Origin of the sequence: Flavobacterium sp. 316 (assembly GCF_000967805.1) — a bacterium.
Lineage (GTDB): Bacteria > Bacteroidota > Bacteroidia > Flavobacteriales > Flavobacteriaceae > Flavobacterium > Flavobacterium sediminilitoris.
In genome coordinates this window covers 106,295-130,327 of sequence record NZ_JYGZ01000007.1, presented here as the reverse complement: position 1 = coordinate 130,327, position 24,033 = coordinate 106,295, and the positions used below count along the sequence as shown (strand labels likewise).

The window sequence follows — 24,033 nt, the reverse complement described above, 5'->3', positions numbered from 1 at the left end:
GGTTGAAATGAAGCAAACTAAAAAACAGGTGAAATATTTTTTAAATTTTTAAACTAATCTCTAAAAATTACAATTTGAAATATCTCAATAAAAATGACACCAAAAAAAAGAACACAAAACCAAATTAATAGGTCTCGTATGGTAATCCAATAGTTTAAAAACGTAACATATTCATAACGTCCTCTAGATTTATTATATAATACTGTTACTCTTTTATTAAGGTCTTTTTCATACCATTTTAACTGGTCATCCTGAAAAAAATAAAACCATTCCTCATTTTTAAAAATTTGTTTATTATTATTTTCATCTAGTATTTCTATAATAGGATAAATGGTTGTATAAGGTCCGCTAAAATCGATGATTTTACCTTCATATTTAGTTGAAACAATGTAGGTATATGTTTTACAGATAAAATTAGTTGATAAACACCCTAAAAATAAAAATGCAAAAACAATATTAAACGGAATTTTCTTTTTTAGCATATAAAAAAATCCCTTCTTTTAGAAGGGAATAAATTATTCGTTATGTAAAAACGATTGCCTATTAAGCAATGTTTCTTCTGATTCAACATGATCTTCATCTGGCACACAACAGTCTACAGGACAAACCGCAGCACATTGAGGCTCTTCATGAAAACCTTTACATTCTGTACATTTTCCTGGTACAATATAATACACGTCATCAGACAATGGAGTTTGCGCAGCATCAGAATCAATTTCTGTTCCGTCAGGCAAGATAATCTTCCCTAATAATTTAGTTCCATCTTTATATCTCCAATCGTCTGCACCTTCATATATTGCTGTATTAGGACATTCTGGTTCACATGCACCACAATTAATACATTCGTCAGTTATCTTTATTGCCATGTTTTTATATTTGAAGTCTTTCAAGTTTGAAGAATTCTTCTAGATTTCTCCCACTCTTTATAACTTATTACTTATTTTTGTGCAAAAATACAACGTAAACCATTTAAAAACAAAAAACAAATGTTACAAAATGAAATAAAAAAAAGTTTTGTAGAATTAGGTCTATTCCTAAGTCAATTTCACTTAGATAATTACCAAGAGAACAAAGCTGTAAAAAATAATGACTTATTTCATGATGATTTCATTAATTTAATTGAATTATCACAATCACACAATGGTTGGTTCACACCTGAAAACGTATATTTTTCCATTCAATCATGGGCAATTGCACTACGAGAAGAAAACTTAAACAAATGGTTATCTTCATATCATTTTAAAAATAGTATTCCTAAAACAGTAGGATTAGTTCTTGCTGGAAATATTCCACTAGTAGGGTTTCATGATTTTTTGTCTGTACTCCTTTCTGGTCATAATGTAACAATCAAAACCTCGTCAAATGATCATTATTTAATTCAATTTTTAATTAAATACCTTATCACTATTGATTATAGATTTAACGAAAAAATAAACTTAATAGAAGGTAAACTTGAAAACTTTGATGCTGTAATTGCAACAGGAAGTAATAACACGGCTCGTTACTTTGAATATTATTTTAAAGACAAGCCAAACATCATTAGAAAAAATAGAAATTCAGTTGCTATTTTAACAGGTAAAGAAACAAAAGAAGATCTTCTCTTACTAGGAGAAGACATTTTTAGATATTTTGGATTAGGTTGCAGAAATGTTTCTAAAATTTTCATTCCAAAAGGATATAATTTTGATGCTTTTTTTAATGCAATATTTGAATTTCAAGACATTGTTAAATATGAAAGATATGCTAACAATTATGATTATAACAAAGCTGTTTACCTAATGAGTAATTTTAAACTTCTTGATAATGGTTTTCTAACCCTAAAAGAAGATGAAAGCTACTCCTCTCCTATTTCTTCTATTTTTTACGAATACTATAACTCGATTGATGAAATTGAGAAAAAATTAAGTAATGACGCTGAACAAATTCAATGTATTGTTTCTAATAATCTAATTCCAAATAGTGTTAATTTTGGTCAAACGCAAAAACCAAATCTTTGGGATTATGCAGATAATATTGACACAATTCAGTTTTTAATTGATTTATAATACATTTCGAAAACGTTATTGTTAATAATTATTAATAACATTAAACAATTATTAAATAATTTTAATAGTTTGTATAAAGTGTATTCACGAAATTTGTAGAATAAACAATCATTATTTTATCACAAATGAAAAAACACAATTACAGCGCAGGACCATGCATTTTACCTCAAGAAGTTTTTGAAAAAGCATCACAAGCTATACTAAACTTTAACAATTCAGGACTTTCAATATTAGAAATATCCCATAGAAGTAAAGATTTTGTTGCTGTAATGGAAGAAGCTAGGTCTCTAGTTCTTGAACTTTTAAATCTTGAAGGAAAAGGCTATCAAGTATTATTTTTACAAGGTGGTGCAAGTTTAGAATTTTTAAGAGTTCCATACAACTTAATGAAAGCAGAAGGAAAAGCGGCCTATTTAGACACAGGAACATGGGCAAATGGTGCTATTAAAGAAGCTAAATCTTTTGGAGAAACAGTAATTGTAGGTTCATCTAAAGAAGAAAACTATAATCATATTCCTAAAGAATATCAAATTCCATCAGATGCAAATTATTTTCATTGCACCTCAAACAATACTATTTTTGGAACACAAATAAAAAATTTTCCAAAGACTAATGTTCCAATAGTTTGCGACATGAGTTCTGATATTTTTTCTAGATCTTTAGATTTCTCAAAATTTGATTTAATTTATGCTGGTGCGCAAAAAAATATAGGTCCAGCAGGAACAACTTTAATTATTGTAAAAGAAGAAATTTTAGGAAAAACAAACAGGAATATTCCTAACATATTAAACTATCAACAGCATATTACTAAAGAGAGTATGTATAATACTCCTCCTGTGTTTGCAGTTTATACTTCTTTATTAACTTTACAATGGTTGAAAAAAATAGGTGGAATCTCGGCAATTGAAAAAATTAATGAAACAAAAGCAAACATTTTGTACAGTGAAATAGATCGCAATCCTCTATTTACTGGAGTTGCATCAAAAGAAGACAGAAGTATAATGAATGCTACATTTGTATTAAAAAACCCTGAACATCAAGAATTATTTGATACAATGTGGAAAGAAGCAGGAATTTCTGGCATTAACGGCCATCGATCTGTAGGAGGCTATAGAGCTTCAATGTATAATGCTTTACCTATAGAAAGTGTTCAGGTATTAGTTAATGTAATGAAAGAACTAGAAAACAAAATTTAAAAGTATAACTATGAGGAAATATATCTTTAACTCCTCTCAAAAACACAAATATGAAGATATTAGCTAATGACGGAATTTCTAAAACAGGTATAAAAACATTAGAAAAAGCAGGGTTTGAAGTTATAACTACAAAAGTAGCTCAAGAACAAGTTGCCAGTTTTATAAACACTCATAATATAAAAGTAATATTAGTTCGAAGCGCTACAAAGGTTAAAAAAGATGTAATCGATTCTTGTCCTGGTCTTAAAATAATAGGTCGTGGTGGCGTAGGAATGGATAATATAGATGTAGACTATGCACGCCAACAAGGTATACATGTAATCAATACTCCAGCAGCATCAAGTGAAAGTGTTGCCGAACTTGTATTTGCTCATTTATTTACAGGTGTTCGATTTCTATATGATTCAAACAGAAACATGCCGCTAGAAGGAGATACTAACTTTAACGGTCTTAAAAAAGCATATGCAAACGGAATTGAACTTAAAGGAAAAACACTTGGAATCATTGGATTTGGAAGAATTGGTCAAGCAGTAGCTAAAATTGCATTAGGATTAGGAATGAAAGTTATTGCTTCAGATAAATATGTTGGAGAAGCTGTTATTAGAGTTGATTTTTACAACGGACAATTTATTAATGTAGATATTAAAACAGAACCAATTGATGATCTTTTAAAACACTCTGATTTTATTACATTACATGTTCCTTCTCAAAATGGCTACATTATAGGTAGAGATGAGTTAAAAATAATGAAAGACAATGTAGGAATTGTAAATGCTGCACGTGGTGGAGTTATTGATGAAGTTGCCTTAATTGAAGCACTAGACGAAGACAGAATACTCTTCGCAGGACTAGATGTATTTGAAGAAGAACCAACACCTGCAATGCGAGTATTAATGCATCCTAAAGTTTCACTTACACCGCACATTGGAGCAGCAACTTTAGAAGCACAGGATAGAATTGGCACAGAACTTGCAGAACAGATTATCAGTTTAATGAAAAATAGTTAAAAAAAAATAGTAACTTTAAACTTTAATCTTAATTTATATAAACATGTCTGGAATTTTAGATTTATTAAACAGTGATATGGGGAAAGAACTCATAGGAAACATCACTGAAAAAACAGGTATAAATGCTTCACAAGCAACTAATGTAGTTTCTTCTGGATTACCAGCAATATTAGGCGCAATGAAAGACAATGTTACATCGAGTGATGGTGCATCTAATTTATTAGGAGCATTAACAAGCGGTAAACATGATGGAAGTATTCTTGACAATTTAGGTGGTTTTTTTAATGGTGGTGATTTTTCTGATGGATCAAAAATCCTTGGTCATGTACTAGGAAGTAAACAAGATAATGTTGTAAACAACTTGAGTCAAAATACAGGAGTAGATTCTAGTATTATTTCAAAAATACTACCTATGCTTGCTCCTATCATTATGGGATATTTAGGAAAACAAACTAAAAACAATGGCGTTTCTGATTCTGCTGGATTAGGAGGTCTTTTAGGAGGATTACTAGGCGGAAGTTCTGGAGGAAACAACTCTATACTTACTTCTGTATTAGATCAAAATGGTGATGGAAAATTAGATGTTAGCGACGCAATGTCAGCAATTAGCGGAAAGAAAAAAGGAGGTTTAGGTGGTTTTCTTGGAGGTCTTTTCGGGAAAAAATAAATCATACCCTTTTTTTGATATGTTAAAAGCATCAACTATGTTGATGCTTTTTTTTATCTTTATATCGGAAAAACAGAATAAATGAAAATATATGTTTACATACTATTTATAATTATTGGAATTACACTCTCATGTAATTCTAGTAAAAGTTTTTCTGATAAAGAAAATCCCAAACTAGAAAATGATACAATTAGAATTGCAAATGATGAAATTGAATATGAAATAACAATAATAGATATTGGGTTTTCTAATTGGTTTAACACAAATGCAAGACCTAGAAATTTTTATTCTCAAAATTACTTAGAAGCACGCAATAGAACTTGGGTTATTGAATGGAATAGAAGAGCCAATTCTCCTATTAATTTTGACAGTAATCTCTATGAAATGCAAATCGATTATAACAGCACAACAGATTATGGCTACGAAGTAAACTATATGCTTTTTAATTATTTCGTTTATTTTCAACAAAAATACAATCAAAAATTAGGAGTATTCTCTGCCAGATTATAATTATTATATATGAACAAGTTAAAAGAACGCTGGAATATAACCAGTAATATACAACTAATAATCATTTTTATCGTTTTTGCAATTACAGGTTCCTCTTCTGCTTACTTATCTAAACCATTTATTTCTTTTTTAGGTATTACAAAAGAAAGCATGTCATTATGGCTTTATTGGCCTTTACGAATTATACTCATATTTCCTATTTATCAAGTTTTATTAATTATTATAGGAAGTATATTTGGACAATTTCCTTTCTTTTGGGAATTTGAAAAAAAAATGTTGAATAGAATGAAAATGGGATTCATTGTAGACTTTATTGAAGATAAAATAAAGAAACAATAATTCAGAATTATTACTCTTCTCTTTTAATTACATATTGATAAATCCAAGTTATAGTAAATGTTGGAATAAAATCTACTCCTGGAAGTAATTCTTCTATAAAACCAATAACACCAGCCACTTTTCCTGTTGTTCCTTTATACATAGTTACTAAAAGTAAGCCTGAAATAGGCGCCCAAACAACATCTATAACTTCCGCAAATAATGGAACAATATAAGAAATCATACCTATTAAGTCAAAAAGAATTCCTAGTATCAATTTTGATTTCTTACTAGAATCTTTTTGTTTAGTAATTACTTGAACTTCTTCAGCCATTTTACAAATTTTAATCGTTAATTATCTTTACTAAAGCAAAATAAGTGCCAAAATAACCAATCTTTTCCAATTATCATAAAAAAAGACAATGTTCATATATCATAATTGATTTCTTTTCCTTTTTTAAGCATTAACTCTTTTCGCTCAATAAATAACATTAAATATAATAAACAATAATATCACTCAACTCGATTTATCATTTATAAAATAAAAATCAATATCGATTAAATTTAATAAGTAGAAAAAAATTGGTTTCTTTGTACAAATGATAACTCATGATTAAGGCAACTAATTTACACAAATACTACGACAACCTACATGTTTTAAAAGGGGTTGATTTACATATCAAAAAAGGAGAAATAGTTTCAATTGTAGGCGCATCAGGTGCAGGAAAAACGACACTTTTACAAATTTTAGGCACACTAGACAAACTATCTATTCTTGAAGGCACATCTCTATTAATTAATGAAGAAGATGTTACTAAAATGAATGATAAAAACTTATCTAAATTTAGAAATCTACATTTAGGATTCATATTTCAATTCCATCAATTATTACCTGAATTCACAGCTTTAGAAAACGTATATATTCCTGGTTTAATAGCAAATAGAAATAAAAAAGAAGTTGAAGAAGAAGCTAAAAAACTATTAGAATATTTAGGATTATCGCATAGAATAGATCATAAACCTAGTGAACTTTCAGGAGGAGAACAACAACGTGTAGCTGTTGCAAGAGCATTGATTAACAAMCCAGCCGTTATTTTTGCTGATGAACCTTCTGGAAATTTAGACACAAATACAGCAGAAAACCTACACCAACTATTTTTTAAACTTAGAGATGAGTTTGGTCAAACTTTTGTTATTGTAACGCATAATCAAGATTTAGCGAATATGGCAGATAGAAAACTAGTTATGGTTGATGGAAAAATAGTAACTAATGACTAATTTTTAAATCAAAAACCATCATCCCTAATTTTTATTATGACGCAATCTGAACTCAAAGAATTTCTTGACGAAAAAGTTGAATTGTACAACAACCCTGAATTTATTGAATCTGACCCAATTCAAATTCCTCATCAATATTCATTAAAGGAAGATATTGAAATTTCAGGTTTTTTAGCTGCTACAATAGCTTGGGGAAATAGAAAGATGATTATTAATAGTGCTACAAAATTGATGAATGCATTAGGAAATTCACCTTACGACTTCATTATGTCTCACTCTGAAAATGATTTGGAAAAACTAGACAATTTTGTTCATAGAACATTTAATAGTTTAGATGCCAAAACATTCATAAAAGCATTAGAAAATATTTACAAAAACCATAAAGGATTAGAAGCTATCTTCTCAAAACATATAGAAAATAATTCAACCCAAAAAAGTATTTCAGAATTTAAAAAGATATTTTTCGAAGTTTCACACGAACAACGAACAACAAAGCATGTATCAGATCCTTTAAATAATTCCGCAGCAAAAAGAATTAATATGTTTCTCCGCTGGATGGTTAGAGATGATAAAAAAGGAGTCGATTTTGGTATTTGGCAAACAATTTCACCTTCTACTCTTTCGTGTCCTTTAGATGTACATTCGGGTAATGTTGGTCGAAAATTAAACTTACTTACTCGTAAGCAAAATGATGCAAAAGCACTTCTTGAACTTGATACAAATTTACGAAAATTAGACCCTAATGATCCTGTAAAATATGACTTCGCATTATTCGGACTAGGTGTTTTTGAAGGATTTTAACAGTATTCATTTCATCATATTTTCTACAGAAAAATAAATTAATTCTAAATTTTATAAGAAATTATTTGTAACAATACTTCCATTCTATCGTCTTGTACATATAAAAACAAGCAATTTTGGAAACAATACTTACAATAAAAAATCTCAATAAAATTTTCAATAAGAGAGTTCACGCAGTAAAAAACGTGTCTTTTGAAATTTATAAAGGAAATGTATACGGTATTTTAGGTCCTAATGGATCTGGGAAATCAACAACACTAGGCATCGTACTAAACGTTGTTAACAAAACTTCTGGAGAATATCAATGGTTCAATGGTGATCTAGAAACACATGATGCTTTAAAAAAAGTAGGTGCTATCATTGAAAGACCAAATTTTTATCCTTACATGACAGCTGAAGAAAACTTAAAATTAGTTTGTAAGATAAAAGGTATTTCATACACAAAAGCACAAGAAAAACTAGAATTAGTAGGATTAATAGAACGAAAAGACAGCAAATTCAGAACGTTTTCTTTAGGGATGAAACAACGTTTAGCTATTGCTTCAGCACTATTAAATGATCCTGAAATATTAATACTTGACGAGCCCACAAACGGTTTAGATCCACAAGGAATTAGACAAATAAGAGATTTAATAAAACTTATTGCTTCACAAGGAACCACAATCTTATTAGCTTCACATTTATTAGACGAGGTTGAAAAAGTATGTAGCCATGTTGTAGTGCTAAGACATGGTGAAATGCTTTATCAAGGTTCTGTAGACAGCATGTTATCAAGTGAAGGATTCTTCGAACTAAAATCAGAAAACAATATAGTATTAAAACAAACTTTATTTAAACATAATGCTGTTGATACTATTAAAGAAGAGGAAGAAAAATTAATTGTATATCTAAAAGAAAATCTTGAAGCAAAAGAACTAAACCAATATTTATTTGAAAATGGAATTATTTTACAACACTTAGTAAAAAGAAAAAACAGCCTTGAAGAACAATTCCTAGAATTAACAAATAACAAATAGAAAGATGACACGATTAATTTCAATAGAATTCCAAAAATTATATAAAAATAGAGCTAGTAAGTTTTTAATTTTAACCTATTTTATTCTTTTATCTTTCATTGCACTTATCGCATCAATAAAGTTCGACTTTGGAACTTTTAGATTACATATTGCAGAACAAGGTATTTTTAATTTTCCTTTTATTTGGCATTTTAACACCTATATTGCCTCCATTTTTAAATTATTTTTAGCTATTGTTATTGTTTCAATGATGGCAAATGAATATAGCTATGGTACATTAAAACAAAATTTAATTGATGGAATTAGTAAAAAAGAATTTGTACTATCAAAATTTTTAATGGTAATAGCTTTTGCATTAGCATCTACCTTATTCATTTTCATAATGTCATTGCTTTTAGGCTACTCATTTTCTTCCTATACTGAAATTTCAATTGTATTTTCCGATTTAGATTACTTATTAGCATTCTTCATAAAATTAGTTGGCTTTTTCTCTTTTTGCTTATTTTTAGGCATATTAGTTAAGAGAAGTGCATTTGCTATAGGTTTTCTATTAATTTGGACTATAATTGAGTCAATTGTATCTGGAATACTACGATGGAAGATTTTCCCAAATACTGATATATATGAAAAAATAAATCAATTCTTCCCCTTAGAATCAATGAGTAATCTTATAAAAGCACCTTTTACAAGGCTATCTGCAATCAAAAATATCGAAACCACAATTACTGGTGAAGAAATAGCAAGAGATTACGGGGTTCATTTTGGAGATGTTTTAATTGTAATAATTTGGACCATAATATTCATTTATTTATCATATTGGATATTGAAAAAAAGAGATTTATAGTATATTTGTAAATGTTATACAATTTACAAATGAGATATTTCTTTATACTTTTTACATTTTTCTTTTTTCAAAAAAACATAGCACAATATATAACCGTTGATGAAACATATACCGCAGAGGAACTGATTAGAGATGTTCTAATCAACAGTACTTGTGCCTCAATCAGCAATGTTAGTGTTATTGGAGGAAATTTTGCAAGTGGTGAAAAATCATACGGATATTTTAATGGAACAGGAACAACATTCCCTTTTCAAAATGGAATTATCCTTAGTACTGGTAAAGTTTCTGAAGCTCCAGGACCAACAACACCTAGGGCAGATAGCAATTTGAGTGGATGGACAGGTGATGCAGATTTAGATCAAACACTTAGTGTAGCCTCAAACAATGCAACAATTTTAGAATTTGATTTTGTTCCATTAGGCAATAAAATTAGTTTTGATTATATCTTCTCTTCCGAAGAATATGAAGCCAATACAAACTTCCCTTGTGTATATTCAGATGCTTTTGCATTTTTATTAAAAGAAGCAAATCAACCTTATCAAAACCTAGCTTTGATTCCTGGAACATCAATACCTGTAAAAGTTACTACTGTACATCCTGCTATAAATGCATCAGGAGGTTGTCCTGCTCAAAATGAACAATATTTTGATGCTTTTAATGGGGTTGAACATCCAACAGTTTATAACGGACAAACAATTATATTAACAGCTCAAGCAGATGTTATCCCAGGAACAACATATCATATAAAACTTGTAATTGCTGATGAAGATGATGGTCGTTTTGATTCTGCTATTTTTCTTAAAGGTGGAAGTTTTAACTTAGGAGTAAACTTAGGAGATGATAGGTCAATTGCAACTGGAAACCCTGTATGCCCAGATGAAATTTTAACTCTTGACGCTACAACTGCAAATGTACAATCTTACCAATGGTATTTTGCTGGAAACCCTATTCCTAATGAAACTAATCCAACCCTAACCTTAAATCCTCCTTATAATGATACTCAAATTGGGGAATACTCTGTAGATTTAGTATATAATGCAACATGTACAAATACGTCTAAAATAAATTTAGAGTTTGCTCCTGAATTAGTTATTGGTGAAGATGAATTTACAGAATGTGACTATGAAGGTGAACAAGATGGCATTAGAACTTTTGATCTTAATGCTATAATTCCTGAATTATTTCCAAGTTTACCTACAAATTATCAAGTTGCCTTTTACGAAAATACTACTTCAACTACTCCATTACCTCTAAATTACAGAAATACAACTCCATTCCAACAAACAATATATGCTAGAACATCAAATATAAATTGTTATGGAAATATTCCTGTAGTATTAAACATCAATACTTTTAATGAAGTTATTACAGATGAGACTTTCTATTTATGTGAAGGAACAACTATGACTTTAGATGCAGGAAGTGGTTTTTCTTCTTATTCTTGGGATACAACTCCTAATCAAACATCACAAACGATTACCATTACAGAATCTGGAACATATAAAGTGATACTAGAAAATGCAACAGGATGTTTTAAAACAAAAACATTTACAATTATTAGCTCTGGAATAGCTACAATTCAAAGTATTAATATTGAGGATATTTCAGATAATAATATAGCTACAATTATCGCTCCTGGTTCTGGTGAATATGTTTTTTCATTAAATGGAATCAACTATCAAGCTTCAAATGTATTTGAAAATTTAATTGCAAACGAATATACCGTTTTCGTAAAAGACATTAGAGGGTGTGGTATTGCTACACGAGTATTTTACATAATAGATTTTCCAAAATTTTTCACACCAAATGGTGATGGCTATAATGATACATGGAAAATTAAGAATCTAGAAAAAAGAGGTTTAGAAAATAGTAAAATATACATATTTGATAGGTATGGAAAACTATTAAAAGAAATTTCACCAGAAGGAAATGGTTGGGATGGAACTTTTAATGAAAAACCATTACCTTCAGGAGATTATTGGTTTGTTTTAAAATTAACAAACGGAAAAATAGTAAAAAGTCATTTTTCATTGAAAAGATAAATAAAAATATAGAATAATTAATTTCATAAACGTGGTATCAATAAATATTGATACCACGTTTTACAGAAATAAAAAATACATTTAATACAATAGAATGCTACAAGAAAAAGAAATATCAGAAATAAAATCTTTCCTTAGTTCTCCAAAAAAAATAACGATAACCGCACATAGAAATCCCGATGGCGATGCAATGGGGTCTTCATTAGGTCTTCTACATTTTTTAAAACAACTAAATCATGAAGTAGTATTCATTTCTCCTAATGAATTTCCTGATTTTTTAGCATGGTTACCTGAAACTAATAAAGTTGTTATTTTTGAACGAGAATATGATAAAGCACTACCTATACTACAAAAAAGTGATTTAATATTTACATTAGATTTTAATGCTTTACACAGAACAGGTGATGCTATGCAAAAAACATTGGAAACTCTAACAAACCCAATGATGATGATCGACCATCATCAATTACCTGATGATTATGCTAAATATACTTTTTCAGATGTTAATTATGGTTCAACATGCCAAATGGTTTACGACTTCATAAACATATTAGGCTATAATCATTTAATTAATAAAGAAATTGCAACATGCTTATACACAGGTATCGTAACAGATTCTGGAAGTTTTCGATTTCCAAAAACAACATCAGATACACACAAATGCGTTGCCGATTTAATAGACAAAGGAGCTAATAATAGTGAAATACATAGCGCTCTTTTTGATAACTCTAGTTATGCTCGACTACAGCTTCTTGGAAAAGCATTGCAAAATCTAAAAGTTTTACCCGAACTTAAAGCATCATATATTACCCTTAGCCAAGAAGAACTTGACTCTTTTAATTACAAAAAAGGAGACACTGAAGGTATTGTTAATTATGGATTAAGCATAGAGGGAATTATAGTAACGGCTATATTTATTGAAAATAAAGAAGAAGGAATTATAAAAATCTCTTTCCGTTCACAAGGTGGTTTTAATGTAAATGAATTTGCACGAAATCATTTTAATGGAGGCGGACATATAAATGCAGCAGGTGGAAAATCTTTTTCTAACTTAGAAGAAACAGTAAAACAATTTATTGCTATTTTAGCAAAAGAAAAAAAATGAAAATGAAAATCTTCCCATTACTTATAATTAGTATCTTTTTTATAAGTTGTTCTCAACAGCAAGCCAGAAAACCCATTTCTCAGACAAATGGTAATTTTATTAAAGAATCTATTGAACGCAATAAAATACTAATTGCAAAAGAAGAAAAACTAATAGACGCTATAATAAAGAAAGACACATTAAAACAATATATTGCTTCAAAAAAAGGATATTGGTATAAGTATATAGTAAAAATAGAAGAAAACACCCTTCATCCAAAAAAAGGCGACATTGCTTACTTTGACTATGAGATAAATAGTATTAATAACACTGCAATTTATTCAAAAGAAGATTTAAAACCTCAAAAATATATTGTTGACAAGCAAAATATTATGATGGGACTTAGAGATGGAATCAAATTAATGAAAAAAGGGGAAACGGTTACATTTATATTTCCATCTCATATGGCATTTGGTTATCATGGAGATGATAATAGAATAAATCCAAACGAACCATTAATTTGCACCGTAAGTCTTAATGATTTAAAACAAGATACTACACAAAAATAATTTTACAAACATGAAACACTTAACAAGTCTAGTATTTGGCTTATTTGCCATTTTTACATCGTGCACAGATCCATATTCAAAACTAGAAGAAGGAATGTATGCCGACATTACAACAAACAAAGGATCAATTATTTTAAAATTAGAATTTGAAAAAACACCTATTACAGTTGCCAATTTTGTTTCTTTAGCAGAAGGGAAAAACCCATTTGTAGAGGATCAATTTAAAGGAAAACCTTTCTATGACGGGTTAAAATTTCACCGAGTAATTCCAGATTTCATGATTCAAGGTGGTGATCCACTAGGTGATGGTTCTGGTGGACCAGGTTATAAATTTAAAGATGAATTTCATCCTGATTTAAAACATAGTAAAGGTGGAATACTTTCTATGGCAAATGCTGGACCTGGAACAAATGGTAGCCAATTTTTCATTACACATAAAGAAACACCATGGTTAGATAACATGCATACTGTTTTTGGAGAAGTAATAGAAGGAAAAGAAGTTGTAGATTCTATAGCACAAGATGACATTATTGAAAAAATTACAATTGTAAAAAAAGGAACTGATGCTAAAAAATTTGATGCTGTAAAAATCTTTAAAGACTATTATTCAATAGAAGCTGAAGCGCAGAAAAAAGAAGCTGAAATACAAAAGAAAGAAGCTTTAAAGGTTGAAAAAGCAAAAGCTGACAAAGCTGTAGAAATTGAACAATTAAAATTAGACGGAACAAAAACAAAAACAGGTTTAATTTATAAAATAATTTCAAAAGGAGAAGGAAAAAAACCAAAAAAGGAAACACAAGTATATATCAATTATGCTGGATTCCTTCAAAATGGTGAATTATTTGATTCTAATTATGAAGATGTGTCTAAAACTTTTGGCAAACTAGATCCTAATAGAGCACAACAAGGAGCTTATAAACCTTTCCCTTTTAAATATGGAGACAAGCAAGGCTTAATTGCTGGTTTCATTGAAGCATTAGAATTAATGTCTTACGGAGACAAAGCTATAGTTTATATTCCTTCAAATTTAGGATATGGCTCACAAGGTGCTGGAAATGTAATTCCTCCAAATGCAGATATTATTTTTGAAATTGAAATGCTTGAGAATTTACCAAATTAATACACTAAAAAATGAATACAAAAAGAATCGTAGTACTATTAACTTTATTATTAACGCCTTTTTTTACAGTATTAGCTCAAAAAACAGACGGTTTATTTGCTGAAATTAATACTTCAAAAGGGAAAATAGTTTTACAATTAGAATTTGAAAAAACACCTATCACAGTTGCTAATTTTGTCGCTTTAGCCGAAGGTAAAAACGCTTCAGTTGATGAAAAATTAAAAGGGAAGCCTTTCTATAATGGATTAAAATTTCACCGAGTAATTTCAGATTTTATGATTCAAGGTGGTGATCCTGATGGAACTGGTTCTGGTGGACCAGGATATAAATTTATTGATGAAATTTCTGATTTAATTCATGATAAAGCAGGCATATTATCAATGGCAAACGCTGGAGCAGGAACAAATGGAAGTCAATTTTTTATTACTCATAAAGAGACACCTTGGTTAGATGGAAAACACACTGTTTTTGGACATGTTATTGAAGGACAAGATGTAGTTAATGCGATTGTTCAAAATGATATTATTGAAAATATTACTATTATTAAAAATGGAAAAGCTGCAAAAAAATTCAAAGCTGAAAAGATTTTCAAAAATTATATGGACAACAAAGAAGCTGAAGATAAAAGAATAACTGCTTTAAACAATGAAAATAAAGAAAAAATAGCTGCAATCCAAGAAGCAAATAGAAAAAAACAAGCTGAGATTGAAGCTCAAAAAAGAAAAGAACTAGAAGAAAAACTAGTTGTTATGAATAAAAAAAAAGCAGCTTATTTTACAGCAAATAAAGAAAAAGCTATAAAACTTGCTTCTGGATTAGAGTATATTATTACTGAAAAAGGAAATAACACTAAGCCAACTGATGGTGCTCAGGTTTATGTTCATTATTCTGGTTATTTTGAAGACGGGAAACTGTTTGATAGTAGTTATGAAGAAGTAAGCAAGAAATATGGCAAATTTGACCAAAATAGAGCAAGTCAAAAAGGATATTTACCTTTTCCTTTTAAATATGGAAGCAAAGGTGGATTAATTCCTGGTTTCCTAGAAGGCATTCACAACATGAGTCTTGGAGATAAAGCAATCGTTTTTATTCCTTCTTCTTTAGGATATGGAGAAAAAGGAGCTGGTGGAGTTATTCCTCCAAATGCAAATCTAATTTTTGAAATTGAATTATTAGAAACTCAATCAAAATAAAACTCTATTTTTAAAAATAAAAAAAGAATCTCAAGTATTGAGATTCTTTTTTTATACAAAATATTTTACGTAATCTTCTTATTTCAGTTTTTTCCACCAAATTATAAAACCCGTTATAGGTAAAGAACAGCCTATAAGTGTAAACAAAAAATAGAACAAGACGCTTTTCCATCCCAAAATTTCGCCTGTATGTAATGGTTTTGAAATCTCTATAAATTGCTTATGTAATGGTTTATCTGAAAACTTTTGCATGTGTTTCAAATTTCCTTTTTTATCAAATGAAAGTTCATCAGGCAACATTGCTCCTAACCAATTTTGAGTATTTATCTTTGTTATTCTAAATTCTGAATCTTCTTTATTTGGAGCTACTATACTAGTTGTTGCTTTATATGATAATTTTTTATTGGCTAATTTATAGATCGAATCAAATGAAATTGGTTTAACATTTTCTAAGCTTTTTTTATCATCTTCTTTAATCATCATTTTCGCTAACATATCATTGAAGTCAACTGAAAGTTCATCATTTTCTTCTAAAGCATCTCCTTTTGAAAGAACAGGATTTCCGCCAAGACTTACAATAAAAACATTTTTCATCCAAGGATAAGTAATATATAAACCTGTTAGAGCTATAAATAATAAAACTATAAAACTATAAAACCCGAATGTTTTATGTAAATCGTAATTAATTCTATAAAACTTTGCTTTCCATTTAATTGTAAGTCCATTCTTTAAGTCACGAAATGTTTTAGGCAACCAGAGAATAATACCTGACAATAATAATAAACAAAAAATAATAGTTGATATTCCTACTATTTGTTTGCCTATATTTGGTATTAATAAAGTTTTATGAATATCTAAAATAAGCTTAAAGAAATCATCTAATCTATTATTATTGTAACCTAAAAGATCAAAAGTATACGGATTAAAATACTGTGTTTTTATAAAACTCGAATTTTCTTCTGAATAACTAATACTCAAACTTCTATTAGAAGATTCTGGAATAACGATTGTTTTAATAGTATTGCCTTCCTTTTTAAAAAAATGCTCAATAGCAGCAATATTTATACTATCGTTTTTAGGTGTTGTAACAAAAACTTTTTCTCGGTTATAAAAATCGTTTATTTGATTTTTAAAAGCATAAATACTACCTGTTAAACATACAATAAGAACAACTATAGATGAAAGCAAACCTAGCCACAAATGGAGAATTGCCATACCATATTTGAACCATGATTCTTTTTTACGCTTTTTTCTAAGTAACGCTTTTTTAATTTTCATATAAAAAGGAAAAAGACGCAATCTTGGTGTATTGCGTCTTTTGTTATTAAACAAATTTATTCTTTATCTTTAAAATCCTGATTTTTAACAATTTTCAAAAATTCAGTATATTGCTCCTCAGATAAATATTGCTTCAAAGCATTTTTTCTTTCTTTATCAAATTTTACCCAATATTCTTTAGCTAATTCAGAATTTCCATGATAAATATCGTGTGCATCATGATATGATTTTTCAAATGCATTGTTAGCTGCTTCTAAAACTTTAGATTGCTCGTCTGTTAAAGCTAACTTAGTTTTAATTTCAGCTAAAACCTTATCGTTATATCTTGGTCTTTTACGGCTGTTTTTATCCATGAACTCCGTATATTTTTGCATTTGATTTTCATTTAAAAAAGTGGAAACTTCTTGCTCTTGTTGTGCATTACGCTCTTCCATTTTCTTAAAAGCCTCAACACGATCCATTTTTTCACCCGAAGCTTTAATCGCTGACCTATTTTCTTCTGCTATTTTTATATATTTTTCTATAACTTCATCAAATTGTGCCGTTTGTTCTTCAGATAGCGCAAGTTCTTTTTTAAGTTCATCATAATTGATTCCTCTTCTTTTACCATTTTCAGAGTTACATGAAGTAAGTAATATTGCTGTTACTAAAACTGTAAAAAATATTTTTTTCATAATTGTTTGATTTTATATTAAAAGTAGACTCTTATATATATAAGTTTATTAAAATTATTTAGTATTAAAGTTAAAAAATCCCTAAGTAGAAAGCGTCAACACCAGTTTCTAAACTTGCTCCTATTGTATAGCCATTTTCAGAAGTTGATGTAGGATCAAAAATGTAAATATTTCCATTACCACCTAGTGGAGTTAATGCCATAAATAATTTCCCATCAATCACACTTGCCCATTGATATTGACGTAACCACATATTAAATGAAATATTCATTTTAACAGCCGTTTTGTTGTAAAGATCAACACGAACCAAGTGCCAATTTGAACTTGAGCTATCTCCTGCATCTGTATTTAATACGGGTACATATCCAATACCATTACTTACATAAAACCAACCAGTATTAGCTTCTGCACCATGATTTAATAAAGCTGCAATATCAAATTTCCCGTAAGATGCATCATAATTTCCATTACTAATTTTCACAATTGAAGCACCACCAGATGTAACCAATTGATAAGTATCTTCATTTTCATCTTTATGTGCTACTGGTGTTCTATATCCGTTTGAAGAACCTGCTGCATCAGTTGTAGAAATAGTTGTAGGATTTTGTAATGAAGGGTAATCAACAACCAACGTTTCTACATTATTATATACCATTGTTTCATTAGAACTTGTTAAAGGATCATAATTTCTTTTCATTACTCCATAATATAACTTACCATTTGCTACAACTGGTGCGTCAATACGAAATACATGGATTCCTTCACTAGCCTCTACTTGTTCCCAAGGATATTCAAATGATGCATTTTGTGTAACTGACATTGTATTTAAGTCAACTAGAGCTAATGTTACTGTCGCTTTAGTTCTTTCATAAACTAAACCAGAAGCATCATATAAGTTTTCAGTAGCCACAGCCTGTAGCATTGCATATTGATCATTAATTTTTGTCCAACGTGGATTAGCAGTACCCATAACCGCCTGAACATCCGTATTTAAACTTAAAGAATAATCTTGTCCACCATTATAATTATATTTTGCTACTGCTCCTCCTCCATAATTTAAATTATATAATGTATTACCATCATTAGAAGCATAAACTCTAGCTGTTCTAGTAGATGGTACTTCAAACCCATAACCATTAAACGAAAAAGTTTTATTTGGATTCATCATGTCTTCAACCGTTACACCTTGAGTATATGTTGCTGAATTACCTGTAGATCCTTGTCCTAAAACTAAATGATAGGTTTTATAAGCCGAATTATTAGTTGTTGGAGCTGAAGAAGAATCGTCATCACTACATGAAGTTATTGATATTGCTAAAGTTGATAGCAAACTTAATTGGAATAATTTTTTAAAATTGAAATTCATACTAATTATTTTAAATTATTTATAAAATTGAATATGTTAATTTTCCGTAAAAACCTCTACCTGGTTTTTGCAGAGCATAATTATCGAAAAGCTGTTTATTTAAAATGTTTTTTGCATCTAAACTAAATGTTAACTTTTTATTTGGAAAAGTATAAGCAACTCCCATATCAAAAACATACTGTGTTGGAATTATTGTTTTTCCTGCGCCTCCTAAAGTATTACCATGCCTAAAAAATTCATGAACATATAATAAGTTAGTAAAAAAAGAGAATCTTGACTTGTCTTGAATTAAGTTCATTTTATCAAAACGTAAGTTATAATTCATTGTAAAATAAGGCGTATTGGATAATCGTTCATAAGAAGGAGTTATGGGTACTCCATTATTATTAAATGTTACATTATAATCGCGAGCATCAAAAATTGAAGTACTTGCATTAAAATATATCATCTTATTAAAATCATAGTTCATTTCAACATCAAAACCTTTGGTATAAATTTTTCCTACATTTCGATTTAAAAAAAACTCTTCAAAATTTCCAACTGGAAGTTGCATTATTAAATCTTGAGTATCTCTAATGAAGCTATTTATTGTAAAACCAAATGTGTGATTTTTAAACTGTACATTAGTTATTGAAAAACCTAAATTATAATTATTACTTTTTTCCGATTGTAATTCAGCTGCTGCATTTATATTTTCTGCAACATTTCCAAATACTTCTTCTGCTTCAGGTAAACGAACAGCTTTTTCTGCGGAACCAAAAACCATAAGGTTATTACTTATTAAATACGAAATAGCTCCTCCAAAACCAAAATCATCAGTTTTCGTATTATTTTCTTTTAAAAGAAGTGTAGAATTTGATTGATTTCCTGTACGAGTTCTAATTTTTGATGTGCGATCCATCAAATAATATTTAGTAAACACATTTGTTTTTAACTTATCCTCAAAAAAATTATTTTCAACAGAAAATGACAATACATTTTTCATATATTCCCTCTGTTCTTTCAAACTATTTTCAGCTATAGAAAGTCTTGGATCATCTGAATTTCTAGTAAATCTATTTAATAAATGATTTAATTGTATTTTATTCTGATTACTAAAATTATATGTAAAATTAGTTCGAGTATTAATTGCTTTATCAATATCTTTTTGAAGTGTAGGCCTACCTGCTTCAGCCCCTGACGCCCAAGAATCAGGGTTTCCAAAATAATACGTTGGATGTCCTAACCAGCTATATTGAGTAGCTATAGTGTCAATTGTTTTTCTGTTAAGTTTTGAATAAGAAATAAAAGTACTTACATCAAAGTTTTCAAAAACGTTCTTTTTTGCATAATCTAAACTAAGCATATTAGTGTTTTGAGTATAGTGTCTATTTCCGTAGACTACTTCCATAGTAGCTCCTGTTTGTACTTGCTTATCCATATGAGAAAGCAATGTTCCAAACATAAATTTATCAGCCCATTTTACATCTGTATATCCAAATTCGGCTTTAGCTCCTTGTGAGCGATATCTATCATGAAATCTCTTTGCTTCAATATATACATCAGGTGTTCCTGGAGAAAGTTGAACTGCAACCTGATCACCCCAAACTTTATAATCGTTATCTGCATAATTCAAAAAAGCAGCTCCTTTAACAGTTAAGCCATTTTTATTATTTCTATGAGCTCCATTTGCATCAATTCTATATGTTCCGAATGAACCAGCAGAAGTAGAAACTGTTAAATTATTTTTTAAACTCGTGTTCAAAACAATGTTAATAGCTCCACCCATAGCATCATCTGATAAATGAGCTGGCACCACACCTTTATAAACTTCAATACGTTTAATCATAGATGGTGGAATACTATTTAATGAAAATGAAGGTCCAAAATTTCGAATAGGAACTCCATCTATAAAAATTTTAACTGAATTTCCAGACATTCCATTCAAGATGTAGTTTGTACGTGATCCCAAACCTCCTGATTGTCTAACTCTAATACCAGCACTTTGGTCTAAAAGCTCATTTACTTGAATAGATTGTAAAGCTGCTTTTTCAGTTTCAATTATGTTAACTGCGAATCCTTTTTCTTCAATCTTCCTTTTATATGATTTTGATTGTAGTTCTACTTCATTTAATTGTTGAATTTCTGTAGCCTCTAAAGTAATATTAACTTCTTCTATTCCTTTATCAATAGTTATTTGTATACTTTTTGGCTTTGCATCAAGAGATTGAATTTTTAATTCATAAACACCATAAGGTATTTTATTTATTTCATAATGACCATCAATATCTGTTACTGTTTCTTTTATTATTGAATTTCCTGTTAATATAACATGAGCTCCAATAACAATTTCACTTGTATTAAGAATTACTTCACCTTTTAAAAAGCCACTAGAATTGTTTTGAGAAAATAACGGTAAGCAGAAGATTACACTAAAAATTATAAATAATTTATTATAGAATAGCATTGTAATTTATTTTCTACAAATATATTTATTTAGATTTAATTAAAATAATGTAATTTCACTTTTTGCATTAAAAGCAATTAGCACTTATTTTTATAAAAATATCTCTTCTTTTTACAAAAATAAGTGCTAATTATTTAAAATTTTATATTTAAAATTTCCAATCAAACTCATCGCTGTTATTAAAAACAGCTCCTATCTCAATTTTAAAAACTTCATTATAATCAACATTTACGAAAATCCAATTATCTTCAAAGAAGTAATTTTCAGTTCCATCAACTATTTCAGTTTCATATTGAGTCATTTTATTATTTGAAAATAATACTTTAACATCTTTCCATTTTTGACCAATTATTTTTTGACCAAATAATTCTAGATTATGATGTATTGAAGTAATATATCCCAATCTTAATTCTTCTTCATCATAAAAGGTTAACCTCATTTTATGTTCATCATAAACATACACAACATTCTCTTCTTCATCAATATATTGTTTACTTGGTCTACCATATATTGCTTCTACATCTTTTTGTTTCATACCAAAAAGAAGCTTATCAATACCAAATTTTAATTTAATTTCCATAATTTTTAATTTTAAATAAAAAACCACCTCGTAAAAACGGGTGGTTTAAAAATACTATTTTTATAAAAACATTTAAACTATTATAATTTAAAACGTTTTCTATCATTCTCATTTAAATAAATCTTACGTAAACGTAATGATTTAGGTGTTACTTCAACATATTCATCTTTTTGAATATATTCTAATGCTTCTTCTAATGAGAATTTGATTGCAGGAATAATTCTTGCTTTATCATCAGCTCCAGAAGAACGTACGTTAGAAAGTTTTTTCGTTTTAGTAACATTTACAGTCATATCATCGCTACGAGTGTTTTCTCCAATAACTTGACCTTCATAAATATCTTCATTAGGATCAACAAAGAATTTACCTCTATCTTGTAATTTATCAATAGAATAAGGAATTGCTTTTCCGTTTTCCATAGAGATTAAAGATCCATTATTACGTCCAGGAATTTCTCCTTTAAATGGTTCGTATCCTATAAAACGGTGTGCCATAATAGCCTCACCAGCAGTAGCAGTAAGCAATTGATTACGTAATCCGATAATTCCACGAGATGGAATATTAAATTTCACAACCATACGCTCTCCTTTACCTTCCATACTTAACATTTCTCCTTTACGAATAGAAACAAATTCTACCGCTCTTCCAGATAAATTTTCCGGTAAATCAATTGTTAATTCTTCAATTGGTTCACATTTTACACCATCAATTTCTTTGATAATAACTTGTGGTTGTCCAATTTGTAATTCATATCCTTCTCTTCTCATTGTTTCAATAAGAACTGATAAGTGAAGTACTCCACGTCCAAAAACCATAAATTTATCAGCAGAATCTGTTTCACCTACTTTTAAAGCAAGGTTTTTTTCTAATTCTTTAGTTAATCTATCTTTAATATGACGAGATGTTACAAATTTCCCTTCTTTACCAAAGAAAGGAGAATCATTAATTGTAAACAACATACTCATTGTTGGCTCATCAATAGCAATTGTTTGTAATGCCTCTGGGTTTTCAAAATCAGCGATAGTATCACCAATTTCAAATCCTTCAACACCTACAATTGCACAAATATCTCCAGCAACTACTTCTTCTACTTTTCTACGTCCAAGTCCTTCAAAAGTATGTAATTCTTTAATTCTAGATTTAATAACTTTCCCATCTCTTTTTACTAATGAAATAGGCATTCCTTCTCTTAAGATACCTCTTTCTAAACGTCCAATAGCGATACGTCCTGTAAAACTAGAAAAGTCTAAAGATGTAATTAACATTTGAGGAGTTCCTTCTGACACTTTTGGTGCAGGAACATTCTCAATAACCATATCTAAAAGTGGTTCAATATTAGTAGTTTGATTTTTCCAATCATCAGACATCCAATTGTTTTTAGCAGAACCATAAACTGTTGGGAAATCTAATTGTTCTTCTGTAGCTCCTAATTCAAACATTAAGTCAAAAACTTTTTCATGAACCTCCTCTGGAGTACAATTTTCTTTATCAACTTTATTAATTACTACACAAGGTTTTAATCCTAAATCAATAGCCTTTTGAAGTACAAAACGAGTTTGGGGCATAGGACCTTCAAATGCATCTACTAAAAGACATACACCATCAGCCATGTTTAATACTCTCTCTACTTCACCACCAAAATCCGCGTGACCTGGAGTATCAATAATGTTAATCTTAGTACCTTTGTAGGTAACTGACACATTTTTAGATGTGATAGTAATTCCTCTTTCACGCTCTAAATCATTGTTATCCAATATCAAGTCTCCTGTGTTTTCGTTTTCACGAAACAGTTGACAGTGATACATAATTTTGTCAACCAAAGTTGTCTTTCCGTGGTCAACGTGTGCAATAATTGCAATGTTTCTAATTGGTGTCATGCTATATTTTTTTCAAGGTGCAAAAGTAAACTTTATTTTTGGATAAAACACTATATAATAATTAACTAAATTGTTATATCCTCATTTTTATTCATAAAAAAAGCTCTCATAAAGAGAGCTTT

Annotated in this window: 24 protein-coding genes; 15 read left to right on the top strand and 9 right to left on the bottom strand. The window is 29.2% G+C overall.

Features of this window, described 5'->3' with window-relative positions; genetic code table 11:
* Positions 1–53: 53 nt before the first annotated feature.
* Positions 54–482, bottom strand: coding sequence for a hypothetical protein (locus tag SY27_RS15765; RefSeq protein ID WP_045972116.1), 429 nt, complete (start codon positions 480–482; stop codon positions 54–56).
* A gap of 33 nt (positions 483–515) precedes the next feature.
* Positions 516–866, bottom strand: a complete 351-nt coding sequence (locus SY27_RS15760) for a 4Fe-4S dicluster domain-containing protein (protein ID WP_045972113.1) — start codon at positions 864–866, stop codon at positions 516–518.
* A gap of 120 nt (positions 867–986) precedes the next feature.
* Between SY27_RS15760 and SY27_RS15755 the strand changes: the two genes are divergently transcribed.
* From SY27_RS15755 to SY27_RS15730, 6 genes are all read left to right on the top strand, one after another.
* Complete coding sequence (locus SY27_RS15755) at positions 987–2,045, top strand: acyl-CoA reductase (RefSeq protein WP_045972111.1); 1,059 nt, start codon at positions 987–989, stop codon at positions 2,043–2,045.
* 125 nt (positions 2,046–2,170) lie between these two features.
* Positions 2,171–3,241 carry a 3-phosphoserine/phosphohydroxythreonine transaminase gene (gene serC, locus SY27_RS15750; RefSeq protein ID WP_045972109.1) on the top strand — a complete coding sequence of 357 codons (1,071 nt, stop codon included), beginning with the start codon at positions 2,171–2,173 and terminating at the stop codon, positions 3,239–3,241.
* A 50-nt stretch (positions 3,242–3,291) separates the two neighbouring features.
* On the top strand, positions 3,292–4,248 hold the full coding sequence (locus SY27_RS15745) for a D-2-hydroxyacid dehydrogenase (protein ID WP_045972107.1): 957 nt from the start codon (positions 3,292–3,294) through the stop codon (positions 4,246–4,248).
* A gap of 43 nt (positions 4,249–4,291) precedes the next feature.
* Positions 4,292–4,915: a DUF937 domain-containing protein gene (locus tag SY27_RS15740; protein ID WP_045972106.1), complete on the top strand. Its 624-nt coding sequence runs from the start codon at positions 4,292–4,294 to the stop codon at positions 4,913–4,915.
* An 81-nt stretch (positions 4,916–4,996) separates the two neighbouring features.
* The gene (locus tag SY27_RS15735; protein ID WP_045972104.1) at positions 4,997–5,425 is read left to right on the top strand and encodes a DUF6146 family protein; all 429 of its coding nucleotides are present in this window, start codon (positions 4,997–4,999) and stop codon (positions 5,423–5,425) included.
* A gap of 9 nt (positions 5,426–5,434) precedes the next feature.
* Positions 5,435–5,764 (top strand): DUF6787 family protein, encoded by a 330-nt coding sequence (locus tag SY27_RS15730; protein WP_045972102.1) that lies wholly within the window; start codon positions 5,435–5,437, stop codon positions 5,762–5,764.
* Positions 5,765–5,774: 10 nt separating this feature from the next.
* Here the strand turns inward: SY27_RS15730 and SY27_RS15725 are convergent, their stop codons facing one another.
* The gene (locus SY27_RS15725; RefSeq protein WP_045972100.1) at positions 5,775–6,077 is read right to left on the bottom strand and encodes a hypothetical protein; all 303 of its coding nucleotides are present in this window, start codon (positions 6,075–6,077) and stop codon (positions 5,775–5,777) included.
* Positions 6,078–6,352: 275 nt separating this feature from the next.
* Between SY27_RS15725 and SY27_RS15720 the strand changes: the two genes are divergently transcribed.
* From SY27_RS15720 to SY27_RS15680, 9 genes are all read left to right on the top strand, one after another.
* Positions 6,353–7,021, top strand: a complete 669-nt coding sequence (locus tag SY27_RS15720) for an ABC transporter ATP-binding protein (RefSeq protein WP_045972098.1) — start codon at positions 6,353–6,355, stop codon at positions 7,019–7,021.
* Positions 7,022–7,057: 36 nt separating this feature from the next.
* The gene (locus SY27_RS15715) at positions 7,058–7,822 is read left to right on the top strand and encodes a TIGR02757 family protein (protein WP_045972096.1); all 765 of its coding nucleotides are present in this window, start codon (positions 7,058–7,060) and stop codon (positions 7,820–7,822) included.
* A gap of 116 nt (positions 7,823–7,938) precedes the next feature.
* On the top strand, positions 7,939–8,838 hold the full coding sequence (locus SY27_RS15710) for an ABC transporter ATP-binding protein (RefSeq protein ID WP_045972094.1): 900 nt from the start codon (positions 7,939–7,941) through the stop codon (positions 8,836–8,838).
* Between the two features lie 4 nt (positions 8,839–8,842).
* Complete coding sequence (locus tag SY27_RS15705; RefSeq protein ID WP_045972092.1) at positions 8,843–9,682, top strand: ABC transporter permease; 840 nt, start codon at positions 8,843–8,845, stop codon at positions 9,680–9,682.
* A 29-nt stretch (positions 9,683–9,711) separates the two neighbouring features.
* On the top strand, positions 9,712–11,724 hold the full coding sequence (locus SY27_RS18335; RefSeq protein WP_052705381.1) for a T9SS type B sorting domain-containing protein: 2,013 nt from the start codon (positions 9,712–9,714) through the stop codon (positions 11,722–11,724).
* Between the two features lie 94 nt (positions 11,725–11,818).
* Positions 11,819–12,829 (top strand): bifunctional oligoribonuclease/PAP phosphatase NrnA, encoded by a 1,011-nt coding sequence (locus tag SY27_RS15695; protein WP_045972090.1) that lies wholly within the window; start codon positions 11,819–11,821, stop codon positions 12,827–12,829.
* A complete protein-coding gene (gene gldI / locus SY27_RS15690) occupies positions 12,826–13,377 on the top strand; it encodes a gliding motility-associated peptidyl-prolyl isomerase GldI (RefSeq protein ID WP_045972088.1) in 552 nt (183 codons plus the stop codon). Before SY27_RS15695 ends, gldI begins: the two co-directional genes overlap by 4 nt.
* Positions 13,378–13,387: 10 nt before the next feature.
* Positions 13,388–14,497 (top strand): peptidylprolyl isomerase, encoded by a 1,110-nt coding sequence (locus SY27_RS15685; protein WP_045972085.1) that lies wholly within the window; start codon positions 13,388–13,390, stop codon positions 14,495–14,497.
* 11 nt (positions 14,498–14,508) lie between these two features.
* Positions 14,509–15,690 (top strand): peptidylprolyl isomerase, encoded by a 1,182-nt coding sequence (locus tag SY27_RS15680; RefSeq protein WP_045972083.1) that lies wholly within the window; start codon positions 14,509–14,511, stop codon positions 15,688–15,690.
* Between the two features lie 78 nt (positions 15,691–15,768).
* Here the strand turns inward: SY27_RS15680 and SY27_RS15675 are convergent, their stop codons facing one another.
* The 6 genes from SY27_RS15675 to typA all read right to left on the bottom strand — a co-directional run bounded on the left by SY27_RS15675 (position 15,769) and on the right by typA (position 23,911).
* Positions 15,769–16,968, bottom strand: coding sequence for a PepSY domain-containing protein (locus tag SY27_RS15675; protein WP_045972081.1), 1,200 nt, complete (start codon positions 16,966–16,968; stop codon positions 15,769–15,771).
* Between the two features lie 56 nt (positions 16,969–17,024).
* Positions 17,025–17,642 (bottom strand): hypothetical protein, encoded by a 618-nt coding sequence (locus tag SY27_RS15670; RefSeq protein ID WP_045972079.1) that lies wholly within the window; start codon positions 17,640–17,642, stop codon positions 17,025–17,027.
* Between the two features lie 70 nt (positions 17,643–17,712).
* Positions 17,713–19,008 carry a hypothetical protein gene (locus tag SY27_RS15665; RefSeq protein ID WP_045972076.1) on the bottom strand — a complete coding sequence of 432 codons (1,296 nt, stop codon included), beginning with the start codon at positions 19,006–19,008 and terminating at the stop codon, positions 17,713–17,715.
* Between the two features lie 19 nt (positions 19,009–19,027).
* Entirely contained in the window at positions 19,028–21,454 is a 2,427-nt protein-coding gene (locus SY27_RS15660) for a TonB-dependent receptor domain-containing protein (protein ID WP_045972074.1), read from the bottom strand.
* Between the two features lie 148 nt (positions 21,455–21,602).
* A complete protein-coding gene (locus tag SY27_RS15655; RefSeq protein ID WP_045972072.1) occupies positions 21,603–22,034 on the bottom strand; it encodes a hypothetical protein in 432 nt (143 codons plus the stop codon).
* An 80-nt stretch (positions 22,035–22,114) separates the two neighbouring features.
* Positions 22,115–23,911, bottom strand: coding sequence for a translational GTPase TypA (gene typA / locus SY27_RS15650; protein WP_045972069.1), 1,797 nt, complete (start codon positions 23,909–23,911; stop codon positions 22,115–22,117).
* Positions 23,912–24,033 lie beyond the last annotated feature (122 nt).